The sequence below is a fragment of the Streptomyces sp. JLSY215 genome, from assembly GCF_059682825.1.
The window spans coordinates 5,985,080-6,009,403 of the sequence record NZ_CM185022.1 but is presented as its reverse complement, the minus strand read 5'-3'; the positions used below and the strand labels follow the sequence as shown (position 1 = coordinate 6,009,403).

At 71.0% G+C, this 24,324-nt stretch carries 27 protein-coding genes; 12 read left to right on the top strand and 15 right to left on the bottom strand.

Features of this window, described 5'->3' with window-relative positions; all coding sequences use genetic code 11:
- The first annotated feature begins 376 nt into the window (after window positions 1-376).
- Complete coding sequence (locus AC5677_RS26950) at window positions 377-1,024, top strand: TetR/AcrR family transcriptional regulator (protein ID WP_497190503.1); 648 nt, start codon at window positions 377-379, stop codon at window positions 1,022-1,024.
- Between the two features lie 16 nt (window positions 1,025-1,040).
- Here AC5677_RS26950 and AC5677_RS26945 read toward each other — a convergent pair whose 3' ends face one another.
- A complete protein-coding gene (locus AC5677_RS26945; protein ID WP_497196772.1) occupies window positions 1,041-2,066 on the bottom strand; it encodes a GDP-mannose 4,6-dehydratase in 1,026 nt (341 codons plus the stop codon).
- Between the two features lie 32 nt (window positions 2,067-2,098).
- Window positions 2,099-3,253, bottom strand: a complete 1,155-nt coding sequence (locus tag AC5677_RS26940; protein WP_497190502.1) for a UDP-N-acetylglucosamine--N-acetylmuramyl-(pentapeptide) pyrophosphoryl-undecaprenol N-acetylglucosamine transferase — start codon at window positions 3,251-3,253, stop codon at window positions 2,099-2,101.
- A 63-nt stretch (window positions 3,254-3,316) separates the two neighbouring features.
- On the opposite strand from AC5677_RS26940, the gene AC5677_RS26935 reads away from it, so the two are divergent.
- Both AC5677_RS26935 and AC5677_RS26930 read left to right on the top strand, forming a co-directional pair.
- The gene (locus tag AC5677_RS26935) at window positions 3,317-4,036 is read left to right on the top strand and encodes a response regulator transcription factor (RefSeq protein WP_497190501.1); all 720 of its coding nucleotides are present in this window, start codon (window positions 3,317-3,319) and stop codon (window positions 4,034-4,036) included.
- The gene (locus tag AC5677_RS26930) at window positions 4,033-5,436 is read left to right on the top strand and encodes a sensor histidine kinase (RefSeq protein WP_497190500.1); all 1,404 of its coding nucleotides are present in this window, start codon (window positions 4,033-4,035) and stop codon (window positions 5,434-5,436) included. Before AC5677_RS26935 ends, AC5677_RS26930 begins: the two co-directional genes overlap by 4 nt.
- 11 nt (window positions 5,437-5,447) lie before the next feature.
- Here AC5677_RS26930 and AC5677_RS26925 read toward each other — a convergent pair whose 3' ends face one another.
- The 3 genes from AC5677_RS26925 to AC5677_RS26915 form a co-directional block, all read right to left on the bottom strand.
- Window positions 5,448-5,816: a hypothetical protein gene (locus AC5677_RS26925; RefSeq protein ID WP_497190499.1), complete on the bottom strand. Its 369-nt coding sequence runs from the start codon at window positions 5,814-5,816 to the stop codon at window positions 5,448-5,450.
- A gap of 35 nt (window positions 5,817-5,851) precedes the next feature.
- Window positions 5,852-7,048: a WXG100-like domain-containing protein gene (locus AC5677_RS26920; RefSeq protein WP_497190498.1), complete on the bottom strand. Its 1,197-nt coding sequence runs from the start codon at window positions 7,046-7,048 to the stop codon at window positions 5,852-5,854.
- 86 nt (window positions 7,049-7,134) lie between these two features.
- A complete protein-coding gene (locus AC5677_RS26915) occupies window positions 7,135-7,473 on the bottom strand; it encodes a DUF2563 family protein (RefSeq protein ID WP_497190497.1) in 339 nt (112 codons plus the stop codon).
- Between the two features lie 327 nt (window positions 7,474-7,800).
- Between AC5677_RS26915 and AC5677_RS26910 the strand changes: the two genes are divergently transcribed.
- Window positions 7,801-8,289 carry a hypothetical protein gene (locus AC5677_RS26910; protein ID WP_497190496.1) on the top strand — a complete coding sequence of 163 codons (489 nt, stop codon included), beginning with the start codon at window positions 7,801-7,803 and terminating at the stop codon, window positions 8,287-8,289.
- Between the two features lie 97 nt (window positions 8,290-8,386).
- The gene (locus tag AC5677_RS26905; RefSeq protein ID WP_497190495.1) at window positions 8,387-9,007 is read left to right on the top strand and encodes a hypothetical protein; all 621 of its coding nucleotides are present in this window, start codon (window positions 8,387-8,389) and stop codon (window positions 9,005-9,007) included.
- An 81-nt stretch (window positions 9,008-9,088) separates the two neighbouring features.
- On the opposite strand, the gene icmA is transcribed toward AC5677_RS26905, so the two are convergent.
- The 4 genes from icmA to AC5677_RS26885 all read right to left on the bottom strand — a co-directional run bounded on the left by icmA (window position 9,089) and on the right by AC5677_RS26885 (window position 13,278).
- Window positions 9,089-10,789 carry a coenzyme B12-dependent isobutyryl-CoA mutase large subunit gene (icmA, locus tag AC5677_RS26900; RefSeq protein ID WP_497190494.1) on the bottom strand — a complete coding sequence of 567 codons (1,701 nt, stop codon included), beginning with the start codon at window positions 10,787-10,789 and terminating at the stop codon, window positions 9,089-9,091.
- Between the two features lie 147 nt (window positions 10,790-10,936).
- On the bottom strand, window positions 10,937-11,269 hold the full coding sequence (locus AC5677_RS26895) for a DUF3817 domain-containing protein (RefSeq protein ID WP_497190493.1): 333 nt from the start codon (window positions 11,267-11,269) through the stop codon (window positions 10,937-10,939).
- A gap of 99 nt (window positions 11,270-11,368) precedes the next feature.
- A complete protein-coding gene (locus AC5677_RS26890; protein WP_497190492.1) occupies window positions 11,369-11,878 on the bottom strand; it encodes a MarR family winged helix-turn-helix transcriptional regulator in 510 nt (169 codons plus the stop codon).
- Window positions 11,879-11,967: 89 nt separating this feature from the next.
- Window positions 11,968-13,278 carry an MFS transporter gene (locus AC5677_RS26885; RefSeq protein ID WP_497190491.1) on the bottom strand — a complete coding sequence of 437 codons (1,311 nt, stop codon included), beginning with the start codon at window positions 13,276-13,278 and terminating at the stop codon, window positions 11,968-11,970.
- Window positions 13,279-13,357: 79 nt separating this feature from the next.
- Here AC5677_RS26885 and AC5677_RS26880 point away from each other — a divergent pair, with 79 nt between their 5' ends.
- On the top strand, window positions 13,358-14,338 hold the full coding sequence (locus AC5677_RS26880; protein WP_497190490.1) for an ArsR/SmtB family transcription factor: 981 nt from the start codon (window positions 13,358-13,360) through the stop codon (window positions 14,336-14,338).
- A 5-nt stretch (window positions 14,339-14,343) separates the two neighbouring features.
- Here AC5677_RS26880 and AC5677_RS26875 read toward each other — a convergent pair whose 3' ends face one another.
- Window positions 14,344-14,643 carry an MTH1187 family thiamine-binding protein gene (locus tag AC5677_RS26875; RefSeq protein ID WP_497190489.1) on the bottom strand — a complete coding sequence of 100 codons (300 nt, stop codon included), beginning with the start codon at window positions 14,641-14,643 and terminating at the stop codon, window positions 14,344-14,346.
- A complete protein-coding gene (locus AC5677_RS26870; RefSeq protein ID WP_497190488.1) occupies window positions 14,640-14,990 on the bottom strand; it encodes a DUF3817 domain-containing protein in 351 nt (116 codons plus the stop codon). Before AC5677_RS26870 ends, AC5677_RS26875 begins: the two co-directional genes overlap by 4 nt.
- Window positions 14,991-15,183: 193 nt before the next feature.
- On the opposite strand from AC5677_RS26870, the gene AC5677_RS26865 reads away from it, so the two are divergent.
- The 4 genes from AC5677_RS26865 (at window position 15,184) to AC5677_RS26850 (ending at window position 17,868) form a co-directional block, all read left to right on the top strand.
- Window positions 15,184-15,822, top strand: coding sequence for an AIM24 family protein (locus tag AC5677_RS26865; protein ID WP_497190487.1), 639 nt, complete (start codon window positions 15,184-15,186; stop codon window positions 15,820-15,822).
- Window positions 15,822-16,472, top strand: a complete 651-nt coding sequence (locus tag AC5677_RS26860; protein WP_497190486.1) for an AIM24 family protein — start codon at window positions 15,822-15,824, stop codon at window positions 16,470-16,472. The genes AC5677_RS26865 and AC5677_RS26860 overlap by 1 nt, the downstream gene beginning before the upstream one ends.
- The gene (locus tag AC5677_RS26855) at window positions 16,469-17,242 is read left to right on the top strand and encodes an AIM24 family protein (RefSeq protein ID WP_497190485.1); all 774 of its coding nucleotides are present in this window, start codon (window positions 16,469-16,471) and stop codon (window positions 17,240-17,242) included. Before AC5677_RS26860 ends, AC5677_RS26855 begins: the two co-directional genes overlap by 4 nt.
- Before the next feature lie 149 nt (window positions 17,243-17,391).
- A complete protein-coding gene (locus tag AC5677_RS26850) occupies window positions 17,392-17,868 on the top strand; it encodes a MarR family winged helix-turn-helix transcriptional regulator (RefSeq protein ID WP_497190484.1) in 477 nt (158 codons plus the stop codon).
- Window positions 17,869-17,898: 30 nt separating this feature from the next.
- Here the strand turns inward: AC5677_RS26850 and AC5677_RS26845 are convergent, their stop codons facing one another.
- The gene (locus AC5677_RS26845; RefSeq protein WP_497196771.1) at window positions 17,899-19,299 is read right to left on the bottom strand and encodes a sensor histidine kinase; all 1,401 of its coding nucleotides are present in this window, start codon (window positions 19,297-19,299) and stop codon (window positions 17,899-17,901) included.
- Window positions 19,300-19,303: 4 nt separating this feature from the next.
- Window positions 19,304-19,978 (bottom strand): response regulator transcription factor, encoded by a 675-nt coding sequence (locus AC5677_RS26840; RefSeq protein ID WP_497190483.1) that lies wholly within the window; start codon window positions 19,976-19,978, stop codon window positions 19,304-19,306.
- A gap of 149 nt (window positions 19,979-20,127) precedes the next feature.
- Between AC5677_RS26840 and AC5677_RS26835 the strand changes: the two genes are divergently transcribed.
- Window positions 20,128-20,772: a PepSY domain-containing protein gene (locus AC5677_RS26835; RefSeq protein ID WP_497190482.1), complete on the top strand. Its 645-nt coding sequence runs from the start codon at window positions 20,128-20,130 to the stop codon at window positions 20,770-20,772.
- Window positions 20,773-21,335: 563 nt separating this feature from the next.
- Here the strand turns inward: AC5677_RS26835 and meaB are convergent.
- Window positions 21,336-22,295 carry a methylmalonyl Co-A mutase-associated GTPase MeaB gene (gene meaB / locus AC5677_RS26830; protein ID WP_497190481.1) on the bottom strand — a complete coding sequence of 320 codons (960 nt, stop codon included), beginning with the start codon at window positions 22,293-22,295 and terminating at the stop codon, window positions 21,336-21,338.
- A 37-nt stretch (window positions 22,296-22,332) separates the two neighbouring features.
- Complete coding sequence (locus tag AC5677_RS26825) at window positions 22,333-23,508, bottom strand: acetyl-CoA C-acetyltransferase (RefSeq protein ID WP_497196770.1); 1,176 nt, start codon at window positions 23,506-23,508, stop codon at window positions 22,333-22,335.
- Between the two features lie 173 nt (window positions 23,509-23,681).
- Here AC5677_RS26825 and mce point away from each other — a divergent pair, with 173 nt between their 5' ends.
- Window positions 23,682-24,122, top strand: coding sequence for a methylmalonyl-CoA epimerase (mce, locus tag AC5677_RS26820; RefSeq protein ID WP_497190480.1), 441 nt, complete (start codon window positions 23,682-23,684; stop codon window positions 24,120-24,122).
- Window positions 24,123-24,324: the final 202 nt, after the last annotated feature.

Genomic DNA, 24,324 nt, shown 5'->3' with positions numbered 1-24,324 from the left:
AGCGATGCGGAAATTGCGGCGGGATGGCACTGTCGTACCTGTCACGCCGGTATCTCCGGCCCCGTACCGCCGTTACCGCTTCCGCCGGACACAGCCCCCCGCGCGTACGCCCCGCCGGAATGCCGGCGTACGTCCGGGAAGGTGCCCGCGCCGGTCCCGAGGAGGACCGGCCCATGGTCCCGAGGAGGACCGCTTCGTTCGGCCCTGGGTCCCCACCCACGGCCTGTGGTTGTCGCTGTGTGAGCCCGTACGCTGCGAGCTCTTACGCTACGACCCGTAGCGTAACTGGCCGCGGCCCCCGCCCGGCACCCCGCCCCCGCCCACCGCGACGTGATCTACCTCACGGGCCTCGCCGACGGGCCGCCTACCGACCGGTATGGTCGCCCGCATGCACGACTCCACCAGCCCCCGGAAAGGCCGCACCGGCCGCCCGCGCAGCGCCGAGACCGACCGCGCGATCCTCGACGCGACCCGGGCCGCGCTCGTCGACCTGGGCTGGGGAAAACTCACCATGGGCGATGTCGCGGCGCGGGCCGGCGTCGCCAAGACCACCCTCTACCGCCGCTGGGCCAACAAGAACGAGCTCGTCGTGGACGCCGTGGCGGTCCTCTTCGACGAGCTCGAACTCCCCGACCGGGGCTCGCTGCAGGCCGATGTCGAGGGCGTGGTGCTCCAGTTCGGGGCGCTGCTCGCCCGGCCCGAGACCAAGACGGCGCTGATGGCCGTGGTCGCCGAGTCCACCACCGACCACGCGCTGCGCGAGCGGATCCGCTCGGCGATCGTCGACCGCCAGAAACGGCTGGTCGTCCTCGGCCGCGAACGCGCCCAGAAGCGCGGTGAACTGCCGCCCGACAGCCCCTGCCCCGAGGGCGCACAGGCCGCCGAGCAGGCCATCGGCCTGATCTTCGACGTCATCGCCGGCGCGATCGTCCACCGCACCCTGGTCAGTTCCGAACCGGTGGACCCCGCCTGGGCCCACCAGTTCTCGACGGTGCTGCTGACCGGACTGATCGGTCTGGGCTGACGGGCCGAGGCGTCGGTCAGACCTGGTAGCGGTCGGCCGCGAACAGGTGCAGGTTGTCGGCCACCCACCGCGAGGTCCGCTCCAGCCCCTCCTCCAGCGACACCCGCGGCCGCCACGAGGCCCACTCCCGCGCCCGGGAGTTGTCCGACAGCAGCCGCTCGACCTCGCTGCCCGAGGGCCGCAGCCGCGCCTCGTCCACCACCACCTCCGCCTCCCGGCCCGAGGCCGCGATGAGCGCCTCGGCGAGCGCCCCGATCGTGATCTCCCGCCCGGTACCGAGATTGACGACCTGCCCGAGCGCCCGGTCGCAGTCCGCCATCGCCAGGAAACCGGCCGCGGTGTCCGTCACATACGTGAAGTCCCGGGTCGGGGTGAGCGAGCCGAGCCTGATCTGCCGGGCGCCGGAGTGCAGTTGCGCCAGGATCGTGGGGATCACGGCGCGCGCGGACTGCCGGGGACCGTAGGTGTTGAACGGCCGCACGACCGTCACCGGCAGCTCGAACGCGTGCCAGTGCGACAGCGCCATCATGTCGGCGCCGATCTTCGAGGCGGAGTACGGCGACTGGGGCTGGAGGGGGTGTGCCTCGCTGATGGGGGCGGTCAGCGCCGTCCCGTACACCTCACTGGTGGAGGTGTGGACGAGGCGGCGGACGGCGTGCCGGCGGCAGGCCTCCGCGATGTTCTCGGTGCCCACGACATTCGTCTGGACGTAGGCGCCGGGCGAGTCGTAGCTGTACGGAATCCCGATCAGCGCGGCGAGGTGGAAGACGGTGTCGCACCCGGCGACGGCGTCGCTCACCCGGCCCGCGTCCCGTACGTCGCCCGCCATCATCTCGACGTCGTGCATCCGGTGGGCGAGATGGCCCTTCTCGGCGTACGGCTTGTAGTGGACGAGGGCCCGCACCTCGGCGCCGGCCTCGACCAGCATGTCGACCAGCGTGGAACCGATGAAGCCCTCGGCCCCCGTGACCAGCACCTTGCGGCCGGTCCAGCGCGTGGTCGGGGTGCTGTTGGCGTTGCCGTTGCCGTTGCCGTTACTCATGCTCATGCTCATGCTCATGCTCATGCTCATGCTCATGCTGCTTCCTTGATCGTCATCGGGTGGGGGTGGCCCGCCAGCTCCAGGGCCTTGGCGGCCAGCAGCTCGGCGGCGTGGGCGTGGGTGCCCGGGTCGGCGGCCGCGCCCATCGCGGCGAGCCGGTCCGGGTCGGCGAGCAGCGGGATCACCAGCGCCTCCAGCCGCTCGGCCGTGGTCTGCGCGTCCGGGAGCAGCAGGGCGGCCCCGGTGTCGGAGAGCACCCGCGCGTTGTGCGTCTGGTGGTCGCCGGGCGCATGCGGATACGGGACGAGGACGGCGGGCATCCCGATGGTGGCCAGCTCCGCGACGGTCGCCGAACCGGCCCGGCACACCACCAGATCGGCGGCGGCATAGGCCAGGTCCATCCGGTCCAGATACGGCACCGCCTCGGCGACCGCCGCCCCGCCGTTGGCCGCCAGCAGGGCCCGGGTCTCCTCCAGGGCGGCGGGCCCGGTCTTGATCAGCATCCGGAGGCCGGAACGGGAACGCCGGCGGCCGGCGAGTTCGACCGCGGCCCCGGTGAGCCGGGCCGCGCCCAGGCTCCCGCCATTGACCAGCAGCAGCCGGGCGTCGTCCGGCACCCCCAGCTCCCGCCGCGCCGCGGTCCGCAGCGCCGCACGGTCCAGCCCCGCCAGCGGGCCGACCAGCGGCATCCCCACCGTCTCCGCCCGCTCGCCGCCCGCCAGATGGGCGCGGCTGCGGTCGAAGGCGAGCGCGAGATGCGGGGTGAGCCGGGCCGCGAACTTGTTGGCCCGGCCGGGCACCGCGTTGGACTCGTGCACCAGGCTCGGCAGCCCGGCCAGCCGCGCCCCGACGATGACCGGAGCGCTCGGGTAGCCGCCCATCCCGACCGCCACCTGGGCGCGCTGCGCCTTGAGGATGGCCCGGCACTGGGCGCCCGATCTGAGCAGCGCGGCCGGCAGCAGATAGCGCCGGGCGCCGAGGGAGGGGTCGAAGGGGATCATGTCCACGGTGTGCAGCCGGTATCCGGCCTGCGGTATGAGCCGGGTCTCCAGCCCGCGTTCGGTCCCGACGAACGAGATCACCGCGTCCGGCACGGCCCGGCGGAGCGCGTCGGCGAGGGCGAGCCCCGGATAGATATGGCCGCCGGTGCCGCCCGCACCGATCACGACAGAGAGTGGTGTGCGCATGGCCGCCACGCTCGCCAAGCGCCGTAAGAAGCTTCTAAGAGAGCCGTTTGGGAGCCTTGGGACATGCCACACCAGCCACCGCAGCCACCCGCCGCCCCCAAGATCCTCGTCGTCGACGACGAACCGGAGGTGCGCGCCGCCGTCGAGGACTCACTCGCCGTCGAGGGCTATGCGGTGCGCGGCGCCGCCGACGGCCTGGCGGCGCTCTCCGAGGTCGCCGCCTGGCAGCCGGACGCCCTCGTCCTGGACGTGATGATGCCGGTCCTGGACGGGCTGGCCGTCTGCCGCCGGCTGCGCGCGCTGGACGACCGCACGCCCATCCTGGTCCTGACCGCACGGGACTCGGTCAGCGAACGCGTCGACGGCCTGGACGCCGGCGCCGACGACTACCTCGTCAAACCCTTCGCCCTGGACGAACTCCTCGCGCGGCTACGGGCCCTGCTCCGCCGCGCCGCGGCCCCCGTCGCCGACGACGACACCCTGGCCTTCGGCGACCTGGTCGTCGACCCGCGCACCCGCGGCGGCCACCGGGCCGGCCGGCCGCTCGAATTCAGCCGCACGGAATGGGCGCTGCTGGAGCTGCTCCTGCTGCACCCGGGGCAGGTGATGCCGCGTGAGGTGATCCTGGAGCGGGTCTGGGGCCGCGACTTCGGGCCGGACTCCAACTCCCTCGCCGTCTACGTGGGGTATCTGCGCCGCAAGCTGGAGGCGGGGGGCGAACCCCGCATCGTCCACACCGTGCACGGCGTCGGCTACCGCCTGGGCCCGCCGGAGGAGGCATGACCGGCCGGCGCGGGCTGGGCGGGCACTGGGTGCGCCGTCGCCCGCTGCGTACCCGGCTGGCGCTGGCCGCCTCCGCGGCGGTGGCGCTGGTCGCCGTCGGCGTCTGCGCGGCCGCGTTCGTGATCATCCGCATCCAGATGACCCGCCAGCTCGACCTCAACCTGGCCCAGACGGCCACCCAGCTCACCCATCAGACCCGGGGCTGGGGCCCGACCGCGGGCGACACCTCCTGCCGGTACCAGGCCGTGCCCTGCGTCCAGATCGTGCCGTCCGACCCCGCCAAGGACCCGCACGAGCGCTACGCGCTCCCGCTCGGGGCCGCCGCCCGCCAGGTCGCCGCCGGGCACCATCCCGCGTACTACACCAACCTGACGGTCGCCGGGCACCCGGTCCGGATGTACACCACGCACCTGGCGCACCGGGACCAGGCGCTCCAGGTGGCGCTGCGCTCCGACACCGTCGAGCGGGGCGTACGGCACGCCGCCTGGGCGCTGTCCGCGGTCGGCGCGACGGGGGTGCTGCTGGCCGCCGCGCTCGGCTACTGGGTGTCCCGTACGGGCCTGGCCCCGGTCGCCCGGCTCACCGCCACCGCCGAACGCATCGCCACCACCCGCGACGCCCGCCACCGCATCGAGCTGCCCGCCGGCCCGGCCGCCCGCGAGGACGAGGTCACCCGCCTGGCCACCAGCTTCAACATCATGCTCGGTGAACTGGAGCAGTCCGTCACCGCCCAGCGCCGCCTGGTCGCCGATGCCTCCCATGAGCTGCGGACCCCGCTCACCGCGCTCCGTACGAACGCCGAACTCCTGGCCCGCGGCGACCGTCTGACCGACGCCCAGCGCAACCGCGCCGCCGCGGCCCTCGGCCGCCAGCTGCGTGAGGTCACCACCCTCGTCAACGACCTGATCGAGCTGGCCCGCGACGAGGAGCCGCAGCCGCTGGTGGAGCAGGTGCGCCCGGCCGCCCTCCTGGAGCATGCGGTCGGCGCGGCCCGCGGACACTGGCCGGAGATCGCCTTCACCGCCCGCATCGACCCGGCCGCGGCCGCCGTCACCGTCCCCGGCGTACCGGCCCGCCTGACCCGGCTGCTGTCCAACCTCCTCGACAACGCCGCCAAGTTCTCCCCGCCGGGCGGCCCGGTCGAGACCGAACTCACCCTCGCTTCAGGGCAGTTGGACCTGACCGTTCGCGACCACGGCCCCGGGATCGCCGCCGCCGACCTCCCCCACGTCTTCGACCGCTTCTACCGCGCCGAGGCGGCCCGCGCCCTCCCCGGCTCCGGCCTCGGCCTGGCCATGGCCCGCCAGATCGCCCGCGCCCACGGAGCCGAACTCACCGCGGAGCAGGCACCGGGGGGCGGCGCGCTGTTCCGGTTGCGGGTACCGGCGGGGGCGCCGTAACGGGGCTGCCGTCAGGCTTCACGAGGCCGGTACGTGGCACCGACCCCCTCGGCCTCCGCCTGCTCCGCCTTCTCCTCGATGTCCGCCCGCAGCGCCTGCCGGTCCTGCGGCGACATCGATCGCCAGCTCTCCCGCATCCCGGAGATGCCGTCGGTGAGCGCCCGGTACCCGGACGGATCGTCCAGCACGTCCTTCAGCTCGACCCGGCCGCCGAGCATTTTGCGGGCGAGGTCCTGGAGTTCGGAGGGCGCGTTGGGGTTGTCGCGCACGGTGCGCAGAGCGGAGGTGAGGTGCTCGTTCTGCTCCTCGGCGAGGTCCCTCTCCTCGATGGGGTATTCGCGGTCGCCGGGGTTGGTGAAGGCGTTGTTGCTGCTGGCCATGGTGGTGGGCTCCTGTCGGGCGGTACGGGGCTGCGTCAGCCGAAGGCGTTGCGGACGCGTGCGGCCTCGTCCTGGCCGCCGTCGTTGTCGGTGTTGGCGTTGCTCTCGGCGCGGGACCTGGCAGCTCCACCCGAGGAGGCGGCGGACGACGAGTTCGAGCCGCCGGAGCCGCCGCTGGAGGCGGACGAGCCGCCGGAGCCACTGCTGGAGGACGACGAATCGCCGGAGCCACCCTCGGAGGAGCCACCGGACGAGCCGCCGGAGCCACCCTCGGACGAGCTGCCGGAGCCGCCTTCGGACGAGGACGACGAGGAGCCGGACCCGCCCTCGGAGGAGCCGCCGTCGCCGCCTTCCGACGACGTGCCGGAACCCGAGGCGGCCGGCTCAGGGTCCTTGTAGGTGGCGCCGTAAGCGGTCTTGGCGACCTTGGCGACCTTCTGCTCCCCCTCGTATGCTTGCTTGGCGCCCTCGGCGAAGTCGCCCTGCGCCATCTTTCCAAGACCCTGGCCCACCTCGCCGACGCCCTTGACGCCGTCGACGACCTCTTTCCCCTTGTCGACAAAGGGCTTGGCCACGGCCTCGCCCGCAGCGCCGAAGTCGAACCCCTTCTGCGCCCCGAAGTGACTCTTGATCCCCTGCGTGGCGAGGTTCCCGGCGAGCTTCTTGCCGGCGTCGATGCCGAGTTCCTTGGCCAGATCGATCACGATCTCCCTGCCCGACCGCTTCACCTTCTTGGCGATGGCGTCCTTGATGGCCTGGATGATCTGGTCCTTCGCCTTGCTGATGATCTGGCGAACCATGACCCGAGTCGTCGCCGTGGCGGCGGCCGCCCCGGCCTCGGAGGCACCCAGCGTGACCGGCGCTGCGGCCTGCGCGGCAGCGAACTCGATCGCAAGCGCGATGAGTTGGGCAATCACGGCGATCTTCATCACCATGATGATCGCGGCCACTATTTGGAGCACGATGGCAAGCGCCTCGGCGGCCTCGGCGGACTCATCAAGGAAGCCGTCGCCGGAAAACTTCTTCCATTTATCGTTGAATGCCTCAATCGCCTCGCCGGAGTTGGCGCCGCACACCGTTTGGGCGGCACCGTCTCCCTGCTGCTGGGCCTCGCGTACGGAGGCGGCGAAGCTGCTCCAGGCTTCGGCCGCGTCGCGCATCTTGTCCTCGTCGATATTGGGCCATTGGAAGCCCAGCAGATCGAGAACCCAGTCGACCTCGGTCGGAAGCATGATGGCCACTATGAGTCACTCCCCCGGGAAGCGTATTTTCGTTGATGTATGGGGTGTATGCGGGGGCGTCCCGAGCTGAATCTACGTCAATTCGCGAATTTGGGGCGGCTCGCCGCGTACTTGGCGAGGTGATCGTGCTGATCCTGCTCGGTGGTGGCGTAATGCTCGCCCGTCGCCTCGAGCTTTTCCCCGATCGTGGAGAGACCTTCACCGAGGGTGGGCATCGACTCGACGAGACCTGCACTCACCGGGGAGTAGACATCCATGAAATACTTGAGCAAATCATCGTCGCCCCAGTCCTCGGCCTCTTTGAGGGCGGCCGCCAACTTCTTGGCGGCACCGCTGAAATCAGAGCCGATGTCCTTGAAGACACCACCCTGCGCCTTGAGGACGGCCGGATCCACATCGTAGCCGGAGCCTGCCACGGGTCCCCCCTTGATCTGCGTTCACGCGAGTTGACAGGAATGCGTACGGATCTCGCAAGGATTGCATAAATCCTATGGCGTACGGTATCCGATGGCCGCGACCGCCGGATGGGAGGGCCGTGAAGATCACCTTCATATCCGGCGCATCGCCTGTTGCGCGACGGAACCACCGACAGCGGTTTCCTTGACCCTCCGAATCGAACAGAAAAGGAAATATCCGCCATGCCCCATTCTGGACGCGTAGCCGAAGTGAAGAGAGTGTGGGGCCGGTTCCTCCACTTGCTCTCCATCGTGATGCTGGTGGCGGCTAGTTGCATTTTCCTCTGGATGGGGCTGACCCAGACAGGCACCGTGGGCACGCACGGAACATTCACGGTCAGGGAGTGCCATCTCGTCACCCATCACACCACCTCCGGCAAGCATGGCGGTTCAATCTCACACAGCTACACCTGCACCGGGACATTCCGCCCGACCGATAGCAAGATCGCGATCGACGACAATTCGTTTATTAGTGATTTCGAGAAGGCGTACCCCAAGGGGCATCAGTTCTCGACCCAGCGGACCGGCGCTTCGGTCCTGCTGAACAGCCCACGCGAGGCCTTGAAGAACTTCCTTATCGGCTTCGCGTTCCTTCTCGCTGACGCCTTTGTGCTCTTCTGGTTCATCACGCGCTTCGACAAAAACGGCAAGACCCTGAAGGAAACCTGGCGTTCGACCAAGGGCACGGCAACCCGCCCGGCCGTGGTCACCATCGCGGCGGTGGCCCTCGCCGGCATGGCCATGAGTCCCGTGCTCGCCTTCACCCTGTCCGGCTGAGCCGGCGGCCCGCCACCGCTACTCCCGCCAGGCACAACTCCCCGGCGTCGCCCAGCCGTCGGATCCCGGCCGATGACCACGAAAGGGAACAACCGTCATGCCCAACTCTCCCCGCATGTCCGGCAGGACGTCTTTTAAGGCCCTATTGGCCTATACTGCGGGGTTCCTTGTCGCCTTGGTAGCCTTCGTCGTTTTGACATTGAAAGGGCTGACCGCAGCGGGCCTCACCGGCACGCACGGAACTTTCACGGTCAAGGAATGCTCCCGGCAAAGCACAAGTCGCCACTCCACGACCTCCCATGATTACGAGTGTGATGGCACCTTCCGCTCGGACGATGGGAAAGTCGTGGACAACAAGGCGTCCATGAGCAACCTCGACGACGAGTACGACCCGGGCGTCAAAATCACGACCCAGGGGCACAACGGCAGCACCGTTCTCAGCATTCTGTCCGCCGGGACCTATACCCTCGCCAGTCGTGGGGAGGTCATAGAGGACTTCTCGCTCGCCTTCTTCGCTGTTCTCCTCATCGTCCCCTATATGATCTTTGCCTGGCGCACGGAAGAAACCGGCGGCCCGCGCCTCAAGACGCGGGAGGCATGGCGATCGATCGCCGGCACCCGAACCCGCAAGATCGTGATCGGCGTCGCCGCAGGGGCCCTCTTCGGCGCGATCGTCGTCAGCCCGGTCCTCGGCTTCGCCCTCACTGCCGGAAGTTGAGCCGACCCGGTACTGATCGAGGGGGCGGGGTCGTCAACACGACGACCCCGCCCCCTCGATCCATACTCGGAAGAGTGGTGCTCAGAACCCGGCCGGCTCCGTGTAGACCCCCCACTCGTCCCGCAGCACCCCGCAGATCTCGCCGAGCGTCGCCTCGGCCCGTACGGCTTCCAGCATCGGCTCGATCATGTTGCCGCCGTTGCGGGCGGCGGCGAGCATGGCCTCCAGCGATGCCTTCACCCGGGCGTCGTCGCGGGCCGCCTTGCGGTCCGCCAGGACGCGTACCTGCTCGCGCTCGACCTCATGGCTGACGCGCAGGATCTCCAGATCGCCGGTGACCGAGCCATGGTGGCAGTTGACGCCGACGACCCGCTTGTCGCCCTTCTCCAGGGACTGCTGGTAGCGGAAGGCGGACTCGGCGATCTCGCCGGTGAACCAGCCGTCCTCGATGCCGCGCAGGATCCCGGAGGTGATCGGGCCGATCGGGTGTTGGCCGTTGGGGACCGCCCGTGCGCCGCGCTCCTTGATCTGGTCGAAGATCTTCTCGGCGTCCGCCTCGATCCGGTCGGTCAGCGATTCGATGAACCACGAACCGCCGAGCGGATCCGCCACGTTGGCGACGCCGGTCTCCTCCATCAGCACCTGCTGGGTACGCAGCGCGATCTCCGCGGCCTGCTCACTGGGCAGCGCCAGGGTCTCGTCCAGCGCGTTGGTGTGCAGCGAGTTCGTGCCGCCGAGCACCGCCGCCAGCGCCTCCACCGCGGTGCGGACGACGTTGTTGTACGGCTGCTGGGCGGTCAGCGAGACGCCGGCGGTTTGGGTGTGGAACCGCAGCCACTGGGCCTTCTCGCTGGTCGCGCCGTAGACATCGCGCATCCAGCGGGCCCAGATCCGGCGCGCCGCGCGGAACTTGGCGATCTCCTCGAAGAAGTCGACATGGGCGTCGAAGAAGAAGGACAGGCCGGGCGCGAAGGTGTTGACGTCCAGTCCACGGCTGAGGCCCAGCTCGACGTAGCCGAAGCCGTCGGCGAGGGTGTACGCCAGCTCCTGCGCGGCCGTCGCGCCCGCCTCGCGGATGTGGTAGCCGGAGACCGAGAGCGGTTTGTACGCGGGGATGCCGCGGGCGCAGTGCTCCATCAGGTCGCCGATCAGCCGCAGATGCGGTTCGGGCTGGAAGAGCCACTCCTTCTGGGCGATGTACTCCTTGAAGATGTCGGTCTGGAGCGTGCCGTTGAGGACGCCGGGGTCGATGCCCTGGCGCTCCGCCGCCACCAGATACATGCAGAAGACGGGGACGGCCGGGCCGCTGATCGTCATGGACGTCGTGACGTCCCCGAGCGGGATGTCCTGGAAGAGGACCTCCATGTCCGCCGCGGAGTCGATGGCGACGCCGCAGTGGCCGACCTCGCCGAGCGAGCGGGGGTCGTCGGAGTCCCGTCCCATCAGCGTCGGCATGTCGAAGGCGACCGAGAGGCCGCCGCCGCCCGCCTTGAGGATCATCTTGTAGCGCTCGTTGGTCTGCTGGGCGTTGCCGAAGCCCGCGAACTGGCGGATCGTCCACGTACGCCCGCGGTAGCCGGTCGGATACAGGCCGCGGGTGAAGGGATACTCGCCCGGCCAGCCGATCCGCTCGAAGCCCTCGACGCTGTCGCCGGGCCGGGGACCGTACGCGGGCTCCACCGGATCGCCGGAGAGCGTGGTGAAGTCCGCGTCCCGCTTCCGGGCGGAGTCGTACCGGGCCTGCCAGCGGCGGCGGCCCTCTTCGATCGCGTCAGCGTCCATACCTTCGAATTTACTAGGACGTCCTAGTAATTGTCGATGGGAAGCGGCCGGTGAGTCCGGTGAGCCCCGTCCGGGCCGCCCCGAACAGCGCAAACGCGCCCGTCCCGGCGGGGACAGGCGCGTCGAGGGGTGAGCGGGAGCGGGGCCTCAGACCTTGACCGGCTCCGGGGCACCCGACGTGAGCAGCGGCTCGACGTCGCGGACGACCTTGCGCTCGACGAAGAAGGCGGCCGTGGGAATCGTCCCGGCGACCAGCACCCACAGCAGATTGCCGAACGGCCACTTGGCCTTGGAGCCCAGGTCGAAGGCGAAGACGAGGTAGATGATGTAGAGCACGCCGTGGATCTGCGAGACGACGAGGGTGAGGTCCTTGCCCATCCCGAAGCCGTACTTGAAGATCATGCAAGTGCAGAGCACGAGCAGCATCACGGCGGTGATGTAGGCCATCACCCGGTATCGGGTCAGGACGCTTCGCTTCATGCCCCAGAGCGTAACCGCCCGTTCCGGGGCGATCTTCGCCGCCCCCCGGCGTACGGGAGGGCCCGCCGCCCCCGGCATGACGGGCCCGTGGCGGCGTGGCTACTCCGCCTCGAAATCCCCCGACGCCACCCGCAGCGGCCGCAGCATCGCGAAGATCTCGCCGCACTCGTCGGCGTCGTACGCGCCGAGCCCGAAGTCCATCGCCATCAGGTCATGGGTCGCGGCATCGCACACCTTGCGACCCTTTTCGGTGATGGAGGCGAGGGTGCCCCGGCCGTCGTTCGGGTTCGGCCGCTTGGCCACCAGGCCCGACTTCACCAGCCGGTCGACGGTGTTCGTCACCGAGGTCGGGTGCACCATCAGCCGCTCGCCGATCTTGGACATCGGCAGCTCACCGGCCTTGGAGAAGGTCAGCAGCACCAGCGCCTCGTAGCGCGCGAAGGTCAGCCCGTACGGCTTGACCACGGCGTCCACCTCGGCCAGCAGGATCTGATGGGCCCGCATGATCGAGGTGATCGCGGCCATCGAGGGCACGGCGCCCCATCTGCGCTGCCACAACTCGTCGGCACGCGCGATGGGATCGAAAGCAAGGCTGAGCGGCTTCGGCACATCTCCGACCCTACCCGCCGGTCATATCGTGGTCAGCCTTGTCTCAGCTTTCGGTCCGCGAGGACGCGCCGCGCACCGGGGCGGGAGCCCTAGGCCGGGCCAGCTCTCCCCGCCGCCGTACGCCCGCCCGGCCGCGCGGCGCCGCCCGCCGTGCGCCGCACCTCGAAGATCACCGCCAGCACGCACACCACACCGGCCACCCCCGCCGCGGGCATCACCACCCGGAGCGGTGCACAGGCGGCCGCCACCCCGGCGAGGGCCATCGCCAGGCCCATGGTCGTCATCCGGCCTGCCTGCATCACGGTCATCGCCTGGCCCAGCAGCTCCTCGGGGACCGCGGCCACGAACCAGCGGTCCACGCCGAAGTTGTACGAGATCCCGGTGCCGGTCAGGACGAGCAGCAGGACCGCCCAGCCGAGGGAGGGGCCCGCCGCGAAGCCGAGGGACGGCAGGACGGCGAAGAGGCCCATGGGGAAGGTGAGGCGGGTGCGGGCACGCGGGGTGAGGAACGTGCCGACCAGGGATTCGGCGATGACCGCGCCGATGGGCATGGAGCACAGCAGCAGCCCCAGCCCCGCCGGGCCGGTGCCCAGGAGGTCGCCGTACGGGATCAGCAGCGCCTCGGGGATCACCACGAAGGTGGGCGGCAGCCAGCCGAGCAGGAGGAGGGCGCGGATCCGGCGGTCGGCCAGCAGGCGGCGGGTGCCGGCCAGGGAGGCGCCCAGCAGCGCGCCGCGGGCCGTGTCGCGGGCGGGCCGGGCGCGGGTCCCCAGGCGCAGCAGGAGCGCCGAGCCGAGGAAGGTGCAGGCGGTGAGGGCGAGCACCGCCCTGGGCGGCACCACGGCCAGCAGCAGGCCCCCGGCCGCGAAGCCGGCCAGCTGGGCGCCCTGGTTGACGATGCGGATGACGGAGCGGCCCAGGACGAACAGCTCGCCGTCGCCGAGGAGGTCACCGAGCGTGCCGGCCCGGGTCCCGGCGAAGACGGGGGCGATGGCGGCGGTCAGGCAGCGCAGGGACAGCAGGACGGCGATCGGGGCGCCCGGGGCCACCATCCCGGCCGCGGCGAGGGCACACAGGACATCGCAGACGACCAGGACGGTGCGGGCCGGGTAGCGGTCGGCGACGGCCGACAGCAGGGTGCCGCCGACGACGTAGGGCAGCAGGCCGAGGGCGAAGGTCAGGGCGCTGAGCAGGGGCGAGTCGGTGAGGTCGAAGACCAGGAGGGAGAGGGCGATCTCGCAGACGACCACGCCGAGGGAGGACAGGAGGTGGGCGGCGAAGACGAAGCGGAATTCGGGGACGGCGAAGACGGCGCGGTAGCCGGCCGGAACGGGCCGCTCGGCCGCGTCGGGGCGTGCGGGGGCGCGGCCCGGCTGTGCGGGCCCGGTGACGGAGCGCATGGCGGCAGCGTGCCGGGGCCGGGCCCCGGACCGTAGTCTTTCGGGTGCAGCCGAATCCTGGGGAGGGGAGGCGCCGCCGGTGCCGCTGGATCTGCATTTCGGGGCGGACGACTTTCTGCGGGTCCGGTTCGCGATTTCGCCGCTGTGCGAGACGCACGAGGCGGTACGGATGCTGCGGCGCACGGACCGGCACGGCTATCACCTGCCGTGGCTGCGGCGGATGCGCGAGACGGTGGCGGGACTGGATCTGACGCCGCTGTGGCTGTTCATGCCGTCGCCCGGGTACACCCCGGATTTCCTGGGGCGCCCGCCGGCCGTGCCGCTGGCCGGGTTCGAGGAGCAGCTGGCGCTGCTGCGGGCCACCGATCCGGCGCTCGCGCGGGCCGAGATGGCCAAGTCGCTGGCGTGTGTGCCGGGGGCGGCCGCCTCGGCGCGCGGCCGGGCGGCGCTGGCCGATCCGGCGCGGGCGGTCCAGGAGCTGGCGGACACCACCGAGCGGGCCTGGCATGCGCTGCTGGCCCCGGACTGGCCCCGGCTGCGGGCCCTGCTGGAGGCGGAGATCGCCTACCGTTCGCGTCAGCTGGCGGGTGGCGGGCTGCGGCGGCTGTTCGCCGATCTGCATCCGCGGCTGTCGTGGTCGGGGGACACGCTCACGGTCCGTACCCGGAGCGACTTCCTGCAGATGCAGGATCTGGACGGGCGCGGGGTGCTGCTGCTGCCGAGCGCCTTCGTCTGGCCGGACGTGGTGAGCGGCTTCGATCCGCCCTGGCAGCCCACCGTGATCTATCCGGCGCGCGGGATCGGCGGCCTGTGGAGCGAGCCGGAGACGGGCCCGGCGCTCGTACGGCTGCTGGGCGCGAACCGGGCCGCCGTACTGGCCGCCCTCGATGCCCCGTCGACCACCTCGGCCCTGGCGCACCGCCTGGGCCTGGCGCCGTCGTCCGTTTCGGCGCATCTGTCCGTGCTGCGCGACGCCGGTCTGCTGGCCTCGCGCCGGCACGGACATCAGGTGCTGTACGAGCGGACGCCGCTGGGCATCGCCCTGGCGGCGGGCGGCTGAGGCTGCTACGCGTCCCGGGCGAGATGGCGTTCGACGGTCTCGACCTTGGAGGTCAGGCCGTCCGTGACGCCGGGCCGGATATCGGCCTTCAGCACCAGCGAGACCCGTCCGCAGCGCGCCTCGACGGCCGCGACGGCGCGCTTGACGACGTCCATGACCTCGTCCCACTCGCCCTCGACGGAGGTGAACATGGCGTCCGTGCGGTTGGGCAGCCCGGACTCGCGGACCACCCGTACCGCGTCGGCGACGTACTCGCCGACGTCCTCACCGACGCCCAGCGGACTGACGGAAAAGGCGACGATCATGCGTTGACGACCCCTTCCTTGCGGGCGCGGGCGGCGATCACACCGGCCTCTTCCTCGCGGCGCAGCACCCGGTCGCCGTAGAGCCCGCCGAAGGGCACGATCGCGAGGGCGAAGAAGAACGCCACCCGCTTGAGGGGCCACTTGGTGCGGTTCCACACGTCCAGCAGCAGCACCACGTACGTGATGAACAGCACGCCGTGGATCAGGCCGAGCGGCATCACCAGGGAGTCGTAGTCGAAGGCCAGCCGGAAGCCGGTGCCGAAGATCAGCAGCGCCGGGAAGGAGATGGCCTCCGGGATGGATGCCAGGCGCAGTCGGTGCAGGGCAGCGGCGGTCTTGATGTCCACGGGAACCTCGTCAGTACGGCGGAGGGAGCCAGCAAAGGGCTTGTGCAAGAGTTCACAAGCTGCGGCCCATTGTGACAGCCGTCCGAATGATCATCGCGCCGGGGGCGGCGAAGCCCGGAAAAGGGCCGGTGCGGGGCAGACCATGACCAAAAGGGCCTGCCCCGGACGGCCGTGGCCGACTACGGTCGGGTCCGTGGCTCAGTTTCGGCTCCAGGGGAGCAAGGTGCTCGCCGTCGATATGACGGGCGACGCCGTCAAGGCGAAAAACGGTGCGATGGTCGCGTACGACGGCCAGATGTCGTTCAAGAAGATGACCGGGGGCGGCGAGGGTCTGCGCGGCATGGTCACCCGGCGGCTGACGGGCGAGCAGATGGCCGTGATGGAGGTGAAGGGCCACGGCACGTGCTTCTTCGCCGACCGCGCCAGCGAGATCAATCTGGTGCAGCTGCACGGCGAGAAGCTGTACGTCGAGGCCAGCAATCTGCTCTGCACGGATGCCGCGCTGCGGACCGGCACGACCTTCACCGGGCTGCGCGGCGCCTCGCAGGGCAACGGCCTGTTCACCACGACCGTCGAGGGCAGCGGTCAGGCCGCGATCACCTCGGACGGGCCGGCGGTGGTGCTGCGAGTGACCAAGCAGTATCCGCTCCAGGTCGACCCCGGGGCGTATGTCGCGCACACCGGCGACCTCAAGCAGCACTTCCAGTCCGGGGTGAACTTCCGGACGTTCATAGGGGAGGGCTCCGGCGAGGCGTTCCAGATCCGGTTCGAGGGCGAGGGCCTGGTGTACGTACAGCCCAGCGAGCGCAACACCGTGGGCGGTGAGGTCTGATGCCGTTCACGGCGCTCAACTCCCGCATGGTGGAGGCCCGGATCACGCCGGGCCAGCGGATGTTCAGCCAGCGCGGGGCGATGCTCGCCTACCGCGGCGAGGTGTCCTTCACCCCGAACATCCAGGGCGGCCAGGGCGGTATCGGCTCGATGATCGGGCGGCGGATCGCGGGTGAGGCGACGCCGCTGATGACGGTGGAGGGCAGCGGGACGGTGATGTTCGGCCACGGCGGCCATCACGTCCATGTCGTCGACCTGACGGGCGAGACGCTGTATGTCGAGGCCGACCGGCTGCTGGCCTTCGACGGCTCGCTCCAGCAGGGCACGATGTTCATGGGCTCGCAGGGCGGGGTGATGGGCATGGTGCGCGGCCAGGTGACCGGGCAGGGCCTGTTCACCACGACGCTCAAGGGCCAGGGCTCGGCCGCGGTGATGGCGCACGGCGGGGTCATCGAGCTGCCGATCACGCCGCAGCGCGCGGTCCATGTCGACCCGCAGGCCTACGTGGCGCACCGCGGCGACGTCCGCAACAAACTGTCCACGGCGCTCGGCTGGCGCGACATGGTCGGCCGCGGCTCGGGGGAGGCCTTCCAGCTGGAGCTGTCGGGCCAGGGCACCGTCTACGTACAGGCCTCGGAGGAGAAGCTGTGACCGGTCCCGTCGTCCACGATGTCGGCACACTGCCGACCGACGACAACGTCAATCCCTATGCCTTCAGCGTGGATCTGAACGGCCAGTGGTTCCTGCAGAAGGGGAAGATGATCGCCTATTACGGGCGGATCGACTTCCACGGGATCGGACACGGCGGCCTCGACCGGCTGATCGCCGGGAGCTTCCACTCCCCGTTGCACGCCGCCGACTGGGTGGTTGCCGAGGGGCAGGGCAAGATGCTCCTCGCCGACCGCGCCTTCGATGTGAACTCCTTCGACCTCGACGAAGGCAACCTCACCATCCGCTCCGGCAACCTGCTCGCCTTTCAGCCATCTCTGTCGCTGAAGCAGTCGATCATCCCGGGGTTCCTCACCCTGATCGGCACGGGCAAGTTCGTGGCCGCCTCCAACGGGCCGGTGGTCTTCATGGAGCCGCCGCTCCGGGTGGACCCGCAGGCGCTCGTCGGCTGGGCGGACTGCCCCTCCCCGTGCCACCACTACGACCACCAGTACCTGCGGGGATTCCTCGGCGGGCTGCGGGCGCACACCGGGATCGGCGGGGCCTCCGGCGAGGAGCACCAGTTCGAGTTCGTGGGGGCGGGGACGGTCCTGCTCCAGTCGACGGAGGTGTTGATGCCGGAGCTGGCGACGGGTGCGGTGCCGGACGAGGCGGGCGTTCCGGGCGGCGGCGGGCACGCGGCGCAAAGTGGCTCACAACTGCCCCAGCTGCCCGGCAGCCTCGGAGGGCTCCAGCGTCGCTTCGGGCTGTGAGCGGTAGTCTGCGGACGGTGACCTCGAACGTCTGACCAACCACACGGGGTCCCGGATGGCGTCTCACGCCTCGACACGGGGACGAGTCCCGGCCAACCGGGGCACGGCAACTTAATTCACTATTCAACTTTTACGGGTAGAATTACTCCATGACGACCGACAGTGACACCCCCTGGCTGACCGACCAGGAACAGCGTGCCTGGCGCACCCATCTGGACGTCAGCAGGCTGCTGATGCACCAGCTCGAGCGCGATCTGCAGCCGTTCGGCCTGACGAACAACGACTACGAGATCCTCGTCAACCTCTCCGAGGCCGAGGACCACCGGCTGCGGATGAGCGACCTGGCGACGGGCACCCTGCAGTCCAAGAGCCGTCTCTCCCACCAGATCACCCGGATGGAGAACGCCGGCCTGGTGCGCCGCGAGAGCTGCGAGTCGGACCGCCGCGGCCTCTTCGCCGTACTGACCGACGAGGGCTGGGAGACCATGCGCCGGGTCGCCCCGCACCACGTCGCCTCGGTGCGCAAGCACTTCATCGACCTGTTCGCCCCCGAGGACCTCGAGGCGCTGCGCAGCTCGCTCACGCCGGTGGCCGAGCACCTCCGGGAACGCCGCGGCGGCCTGTGAGGTGGGGCCGCGGCCCCACCGGGCCGCGGCTCAGGAGGCCACCGGCAGCCGCAGCTCGAACACCGACCCCTCCCGCACGGCCAGCGAGCCGCCGTGCCGCACCGCCACGTCCCGCGCGATGGCCAGCCCCAGCCCGGCCCCGCCGTCGTCCCGCGCCCGCGCGTCATCGAGCCGTACGAACCGCTCGAAGATCCGCTCCCGCTCCCCCTCGGGCACCCCGGACCCGTCGTCGTCGACCCGCAGCACGGCCCACTCCCCCTCGCGCGCCACGGCCACCCGTACGGCCGAGGCCGCATGCCGCTGCGCATTGTCCAGCAGATTGCCCAGCACCCGGCCCAACTGGCCGCGCGACCCGGCCACTTCGACGCCCGCCAGATCCCCCGCCCGCACCGGCACCCGGCCCCCGGACCGCTGCGAAATCTCCTCCCGCACCAGCGCCGCCAGATCGACACGCGCCGACGCGGGCCGCTCCCCCGCGTCCAGCCGCGCCAGCAGCAGCAGATCCGCGGCCAGCCGCTGGAGCCGTACGGTGTCCTCCACCGCGCCCGGCACATCCAGCAACTCCGGGTGCGCGACACCCACTTCCAGCTGGGTGCGCAGCGAGGCGATCGGACTGCGCAGCTCGTGCGAGGCGTCCGCGACGAACCGCCGCTGACGCTCGACGGAGGTCTCCAGGGCCGCCAGCGTCTCGTTGGTCGTACGGGCCAGCCGGCCGATCTCGTCCTGCGCCGCGGGCACCGGCACCCGCCGGCTCAGATCCGCACTGGCGGTGATCGCGGCCATCTCGCCGCGGATTCCCTCCACGGGGCGCAGCGCCCGCCGGGTCACCAGCCAGGTCACCCCGGCCACCACCAGCAGGAGCAGCGGCAGCCCGGTCAGCATCGCGGTGCGCACCGTACCGACGGTGCTGCGCTCGGGCGCCAGCGCCGAACCGGCCCGCACCACGGCCTTCGCGCCGTGGATGTCCTTGGCCTCCAGGGACGCGAAGCGGTAGTCGGCGACCTTGCCGTCGACGTTCGCGGTGCCGTCCCGGTAGTGCGCGTCGTCGTCGACCTCGCCGGGCCGGGGACCGCCCGCGTCGTCGTCATCGCCGCCGTCGTCGTCGGTGGGCGGCGCCACGGACCCTCCCGGGGACGGCGGCACGGTCCGGCCGTCCACCGCCCGCACCTCGTCGCCGGCCGCCAGCACCCGTCCGTCGTCGTCCAGGACCACCACCGGATGGTCGTCGCCGTCCGGCAGGTCCAGCTTCCCGTACGCCGTGCCGGTCGCGATCTGCGCGGCGACCTCCCGCGCCGCGACCTCGGCCTGCAGCCCCGCCTGGTCCTGGAGGTTGCTCCGCAGCACCAGCAGCACCGCCGTACCGGCCGCGATCAGCGCCACCGCGACCACCACCGTCGCACCGGCCGCCGCCCTGGCCCGTACCGAGCCCAGCGCCCTACGCACCGGGCACCAGCCGGTATCCGGCGCCGCGCACCGTCACGATGCGCCCGGCGCCGAGTTTGCGCCGCAGCGCGCTCACATACACCTCGATGATGTTGACATCGCCCTCGTACGCGAAGTCCCAGACATGCTCGAGGATCTCCGCCTTGGACACCACCTCGCCCGCGCGCAGCGCCAGCTGCTCCAGGACGGCGAACTCCTTGGCCGTCAGCGCGACCTCCGCGCCGTCCAGCGCGACCTTGCGGGCCCCCAGGTCGAGGGCCAGCTCCCCCACCCGCAGCACCTGCGGCACGGACCGTCCGCGCCGGCGCAGCAGCGCCTTGATGCGGGCCACCAGGACCACATACGAGAACGGCTTGGTCAGATAGTCGTCGGCGCCGGTGTCCAGCCCCTCGGCCTCGTCGTACTCGCCGTCCTTGGCGGTCAGCATCAGGATCGGTACGTCATGGCCCGCGGCCCGCAACGCCCCGCACACGCGGTAGCCGTTCATGCCGGGCAGCATGATGTCCAGCACGATCAGGTCGTACGCGCCCGCACCCGCCTGGTGCAGCCCGTCCAGGCCGTCGTGCACCACATCGACCGCGTACCCCTCGGCGCGCAGGCCCTTGGCCAGCGACAGGGCCAGCCGTTTCTCGTCCTCCACGATCAGCAGGCGAAAGGGGCGGCGCATTGCGCCTCCGTTGGGGCGGTGGTGGGCGACGGGCGGGAGCATGCGCCCACCCTGACATCTCGTTCCTGAAGGCGTCTTCAGGCGGCTTCAGCTCCCCTTCAGGTTCGTTCGGCAACTGTGGTGTCACAGCCGATCACAGGGGAGAAAACATGAAGCGCCACGTCATCATCGCCACCGCCGCCGCGGCCGTCCTCATCGCGGGCGGCACCGCCACCGCGGTCGCCGTCAACAGCGGCGACGGGCCCGGCAGCGCCCCGTCCGCCGCCCGGACGGACGCGCGGCCCGCGGCACACGGAATCGACCGGGACCGCGGCGACCGGAGCCAGGAGGACCTCCGCGAGGCGAACGCCGCCAAGGTGAGCGCGCCGCAGGCCGCGGCGGCCGCGCTGAAGGCCGTCCCGGGCGCGGTGACCGGCCTCGACCTGGACCGGGACCGGCCCGGCCTGGTCTGGGACGCGGACGTCCTGGGCAAGGACGGCAGGTGGCACGAGATCACGCTGGACGCCGTCAACGGCCGCGTACTGAACCAGCACATCGATCACGAGGACGACGGCCCGCGGCCCACGGGCGCGAAGGTCGACGCCGCGGCAGCCGCCCGTATCGCCGCCGGGCACGGCACGGTGACCTCCGTCGACCTGGACGACGACCACCGGGCGAAGGCCGTCTGGGAGACCGAGACGGTCACCAAGGACGGCAAGGAGCACAAGGTGCTGGTCGACCCGCAGTCCGGGAAGGTGACGGTGGCCCCGGCGCACGACGCTGACGACGACGACAACGGCGGCTCGGACGACTGACCGCCGGCTGGTGGCCGGGGCCGGTTCGCCGTGGCTTGGTGGGTGGGGCCGGAGGGGACGCCCCGTAACCCGTCCTCGGGCCGGGCGCTTCTGGTCCCGGACACAGGAACCCCGGCGTCCGCTCCGGTCCCTGCGGGCGGGTTACGGGACATCCCCTCCGGCGACCGACGCGGGCGCCCGTCCCGCCGTACCGATCACCGTCACACCACACCACACCACGGCACGGCACGGCACGGCCCGAGGCGACGCGACGCGATGCGGCACGGCAAGGCACGGGGCGAGGCGAGGCGACACGATGCGATGCGATGCGGCGAACCCGTCTCCCTGGGCCGGGACGGGCAGTGCCACCGGGCCGCAGACGGGACACGTAGGCCGGAGGGGATGTACGGGTGTCCGCCCGCAGGGACCGGAGCGAACGGGGGGCCGCCCTTCCTACGAACCAGAAGCGCCCGGCCCGAGGACGGACACCCGTGCGTCCCCTCCGGCCCCCCCCGCGGCACCAACGCACCCCGCTCCACACCCGCCCCCACCGAGCCCAGCGGCACAAGCGCACCGCGGCGCCCTCAGCCCCCGTTCGTCAGCCCGTCCACCAGCTCGTCCGCCGCCCGGTACGGGTCCGTCTCACCGACGACGATCCGCTCGGCCAGCGCATCGAGCCGGCGATCCCCCCGGAGATCACCGATCCGCTCGCGCAGCGCCGTGACGGCGATCGTCTCGACCTCCCGCGCCGCCCGCGCCCGGCGCCGCTGGGCCAGTACCCCGTGCTCCTCCATCCAGGCACGGTGCTTCTCCAGCGCCTCGACGACCTCGTCCACACCCTCGCTGCGCGCCGCGACCGTCTTGACGATCGGCGGCCGCCAGTCGCCCGGCGACCGCGCCTCGCCCAGCCCCAGCATGTGGTTGAGCTCACGGGCGGTGGCGTCGGCGCCGTCCCGGTCGGCCTTGTTGACGACGTAGACATCGCCGATTTCCAGGATTCCGGCCTTCGCCGCCTGGATGCCGTCACCCATGCCGGGGGCCAGCAGCACCACGCTGGTGTCGGCCTGGGAGGCGATCTCCACCTCCGACTGGCCGACGCCGACCGTCTCGACCAGGACGATGTCGCAGCCGGCCGCGTCCAGGACGCGGATGGCCTGCGGCGCGGCCCAGGCCAGGCCGCCCAGGTGGCCGCGGGTGGCCATGGAGCGGATGTAGACGCCGGGGTCGGAGGCATGGTCCGACATCCGGACGCGGTCGCCGAGCAGCGCCCCGCCGGAGAAGGGCGACGAGGGGTCGACGGCGAGCACGCCGACCCGTTTGCCCGCCTTGCGGTAGGCCGTCACCAGTGCGGAGGTGGTGGTGGACTTCCCGACGCCCGGTGAGCCGGTCAGCCCGACCACATAGGCGTTGCCGGTGAGCGGCGCGAGCGTCGCCATGACCTCGCGCAGCTCCGGCGCCGCCCCCTCGACGAGGGAGATCAGCCGGGCCACCGCCCTCGGGCGGCCCTGCCGGGCCTGCTCCACCAGCTGCGGGACGTCCACCATCGTTTGCCCGTCTCCTTCGGCTCGGTCCGTTTCGCGGTTACTTACCCGGTACGCGGATGATCAGCGCGTCGCCCTGGCCACCGCCACCGCACAGTGCGGCGGCGCCCACCCCGCCGCCCCGGCGGCGCAGCTCCAGCGCGAGGTGCAGCACGATGCGGGCGCCGGACATGCCGATCGGGTGCCCCAGCGCGATCGCACCGCCGTTGACATTCACCTTTTCCGGGGATACCCCGAGGTCCTTCATTGACTGCACGGCGACGGCCGCGAAGGCCTCGTTGATCTCGATCAGGTCAAGATCTTCGACGGTCAGGCCGTCCTTCTTCAAGGCGTGGTTGATGGCGTTGGAGGGCTGCGACTGGAGCGAGTTGTCGGGGCCGGCGACATTGCCGTGCGCGCCGATCTCCGCGATCCACTCCAGGCCCAGTTCCTCGGCCTTGGCCTTGCTCATGACGACCACGGCGGCCGCGCCGTCGGAGATCTGCGACGAGGTGCCGGCGGTGATCGTGCCGTCCTTCGCGAAGGCCGGGCGCAGCTTGCCGAGGGACTCGGTGGTGGTGTCGCCGCGGATGCCCTCGTCCTTGCTGAAGAGGACCGGCTCGCCCTTGCGCTGCGGGATCTCGACGGGGGTGATCTCGGCCTCGAAGAGCCCGTTCTTCTGGGCGGCGGCGGCCCGCTGGTGGGAGCGCGCGGCGATCTCGTCCTGCTCGGGGCGGGCGATGCCCAGGCGGGTGTTGTGCTTCTCGGTGGACTCGCCCATCGCGACGCCCTCGTAGGCGTCGGTGAGGCCGTCGTGGGCCATCGCGTCGAGCATCTGCACCGCGCCGTACTTGAAGCCCTCGCGGGACTTGGGCAGCAGGTGCGGGGCGTTGGTCATGGACTCCTGGCCGCCCGCGACGATGACGTCGAACTCGCCCGCGCGGATCAGCTGGTCGGCCAGCGCGATCGCGTCGAGGCCGGAGAGACAGACCTTGTTGACGGTGAGCGCGGGGACGTTCATCGGGATGCCGGCCTTGACGGCGGCCTGGCGCGCGGGGATCTGTCCGGCGCCGGCCTGGAGCACCTGACCCATGATCACGTACTGCACCTGGTCACCGCCGATGCCCGCCCGGTCCAGTGCCGCCTTGATGGCGACCGCGCCCAGATCGGCGCCGGAGAAGGTCCGCAGGGATCCCAGGAGGCGGCCCATAGGGGTGCGCGCTCCCGCCACGATCACCGAGGTGGTTGCGTTCGTGCCGTTCGTTGCAGACATGCGGTGCGGCCTTCCTTTGCAGGGAAGTTAACGAGGGTTCTCGTCAATGTACTGAGCGGTACGCCCGGGGTCACCGGGAAGCGGGTGTGACGGCGCGCACGTTGCGTAACCGGCCGTGCGGGCGGTGCACTGGAGCCATGCTGACGCGAATCGACCACATCGGGATCGCCTGTTTCGACCTCGACAAGACCGTCGACTTCTACCGTGCCACGTACGGGTTCGAGGTGTTCCACTCCGAGGTCAACGAGGAGCAGGGTGTCCGGGAAGCGATGCTGAAGATCAACGAGACGTCCGACGGCGGCGCCTCGTATCTGCAGCTCCTGGAGCCCACCCGGGAGGACTCCGCGGTGGGCAAATGGCTCGCCAAGAACGGTGAGGGGGTACATCACATCGCCTTCGGTACGGCGGATGTGGACGGCGACTCCGCGGCCATCCGCGACAAGGGCGTACGGGTCCTCTACGACGAGCCCAGGACCGGCTCGATGGGCTCCCGGATCACCTTTCTGCACCCCAAGGACTGCCATGGTGTGCTGACCGAACTCGTCACCGCGGCGCCCTCCTCCCCGGCGGACCACTGACCTATACGTTCCCCGGCCGGTAGAGTGCACCTTCGGCCGGGGTAAGGGAGTGGGGCTCGGTCCATACTCTGCCGATGATCTGACACCATTTCTTCGGAAGGGTCAGCTCCGATGGGCGCGAGTCCGGTACGACGTGACGTGTACGGGACGAGCATCCGCAGGACGGAGTCGGCCGCCACCATGACCAGGGGACGGATGGGAC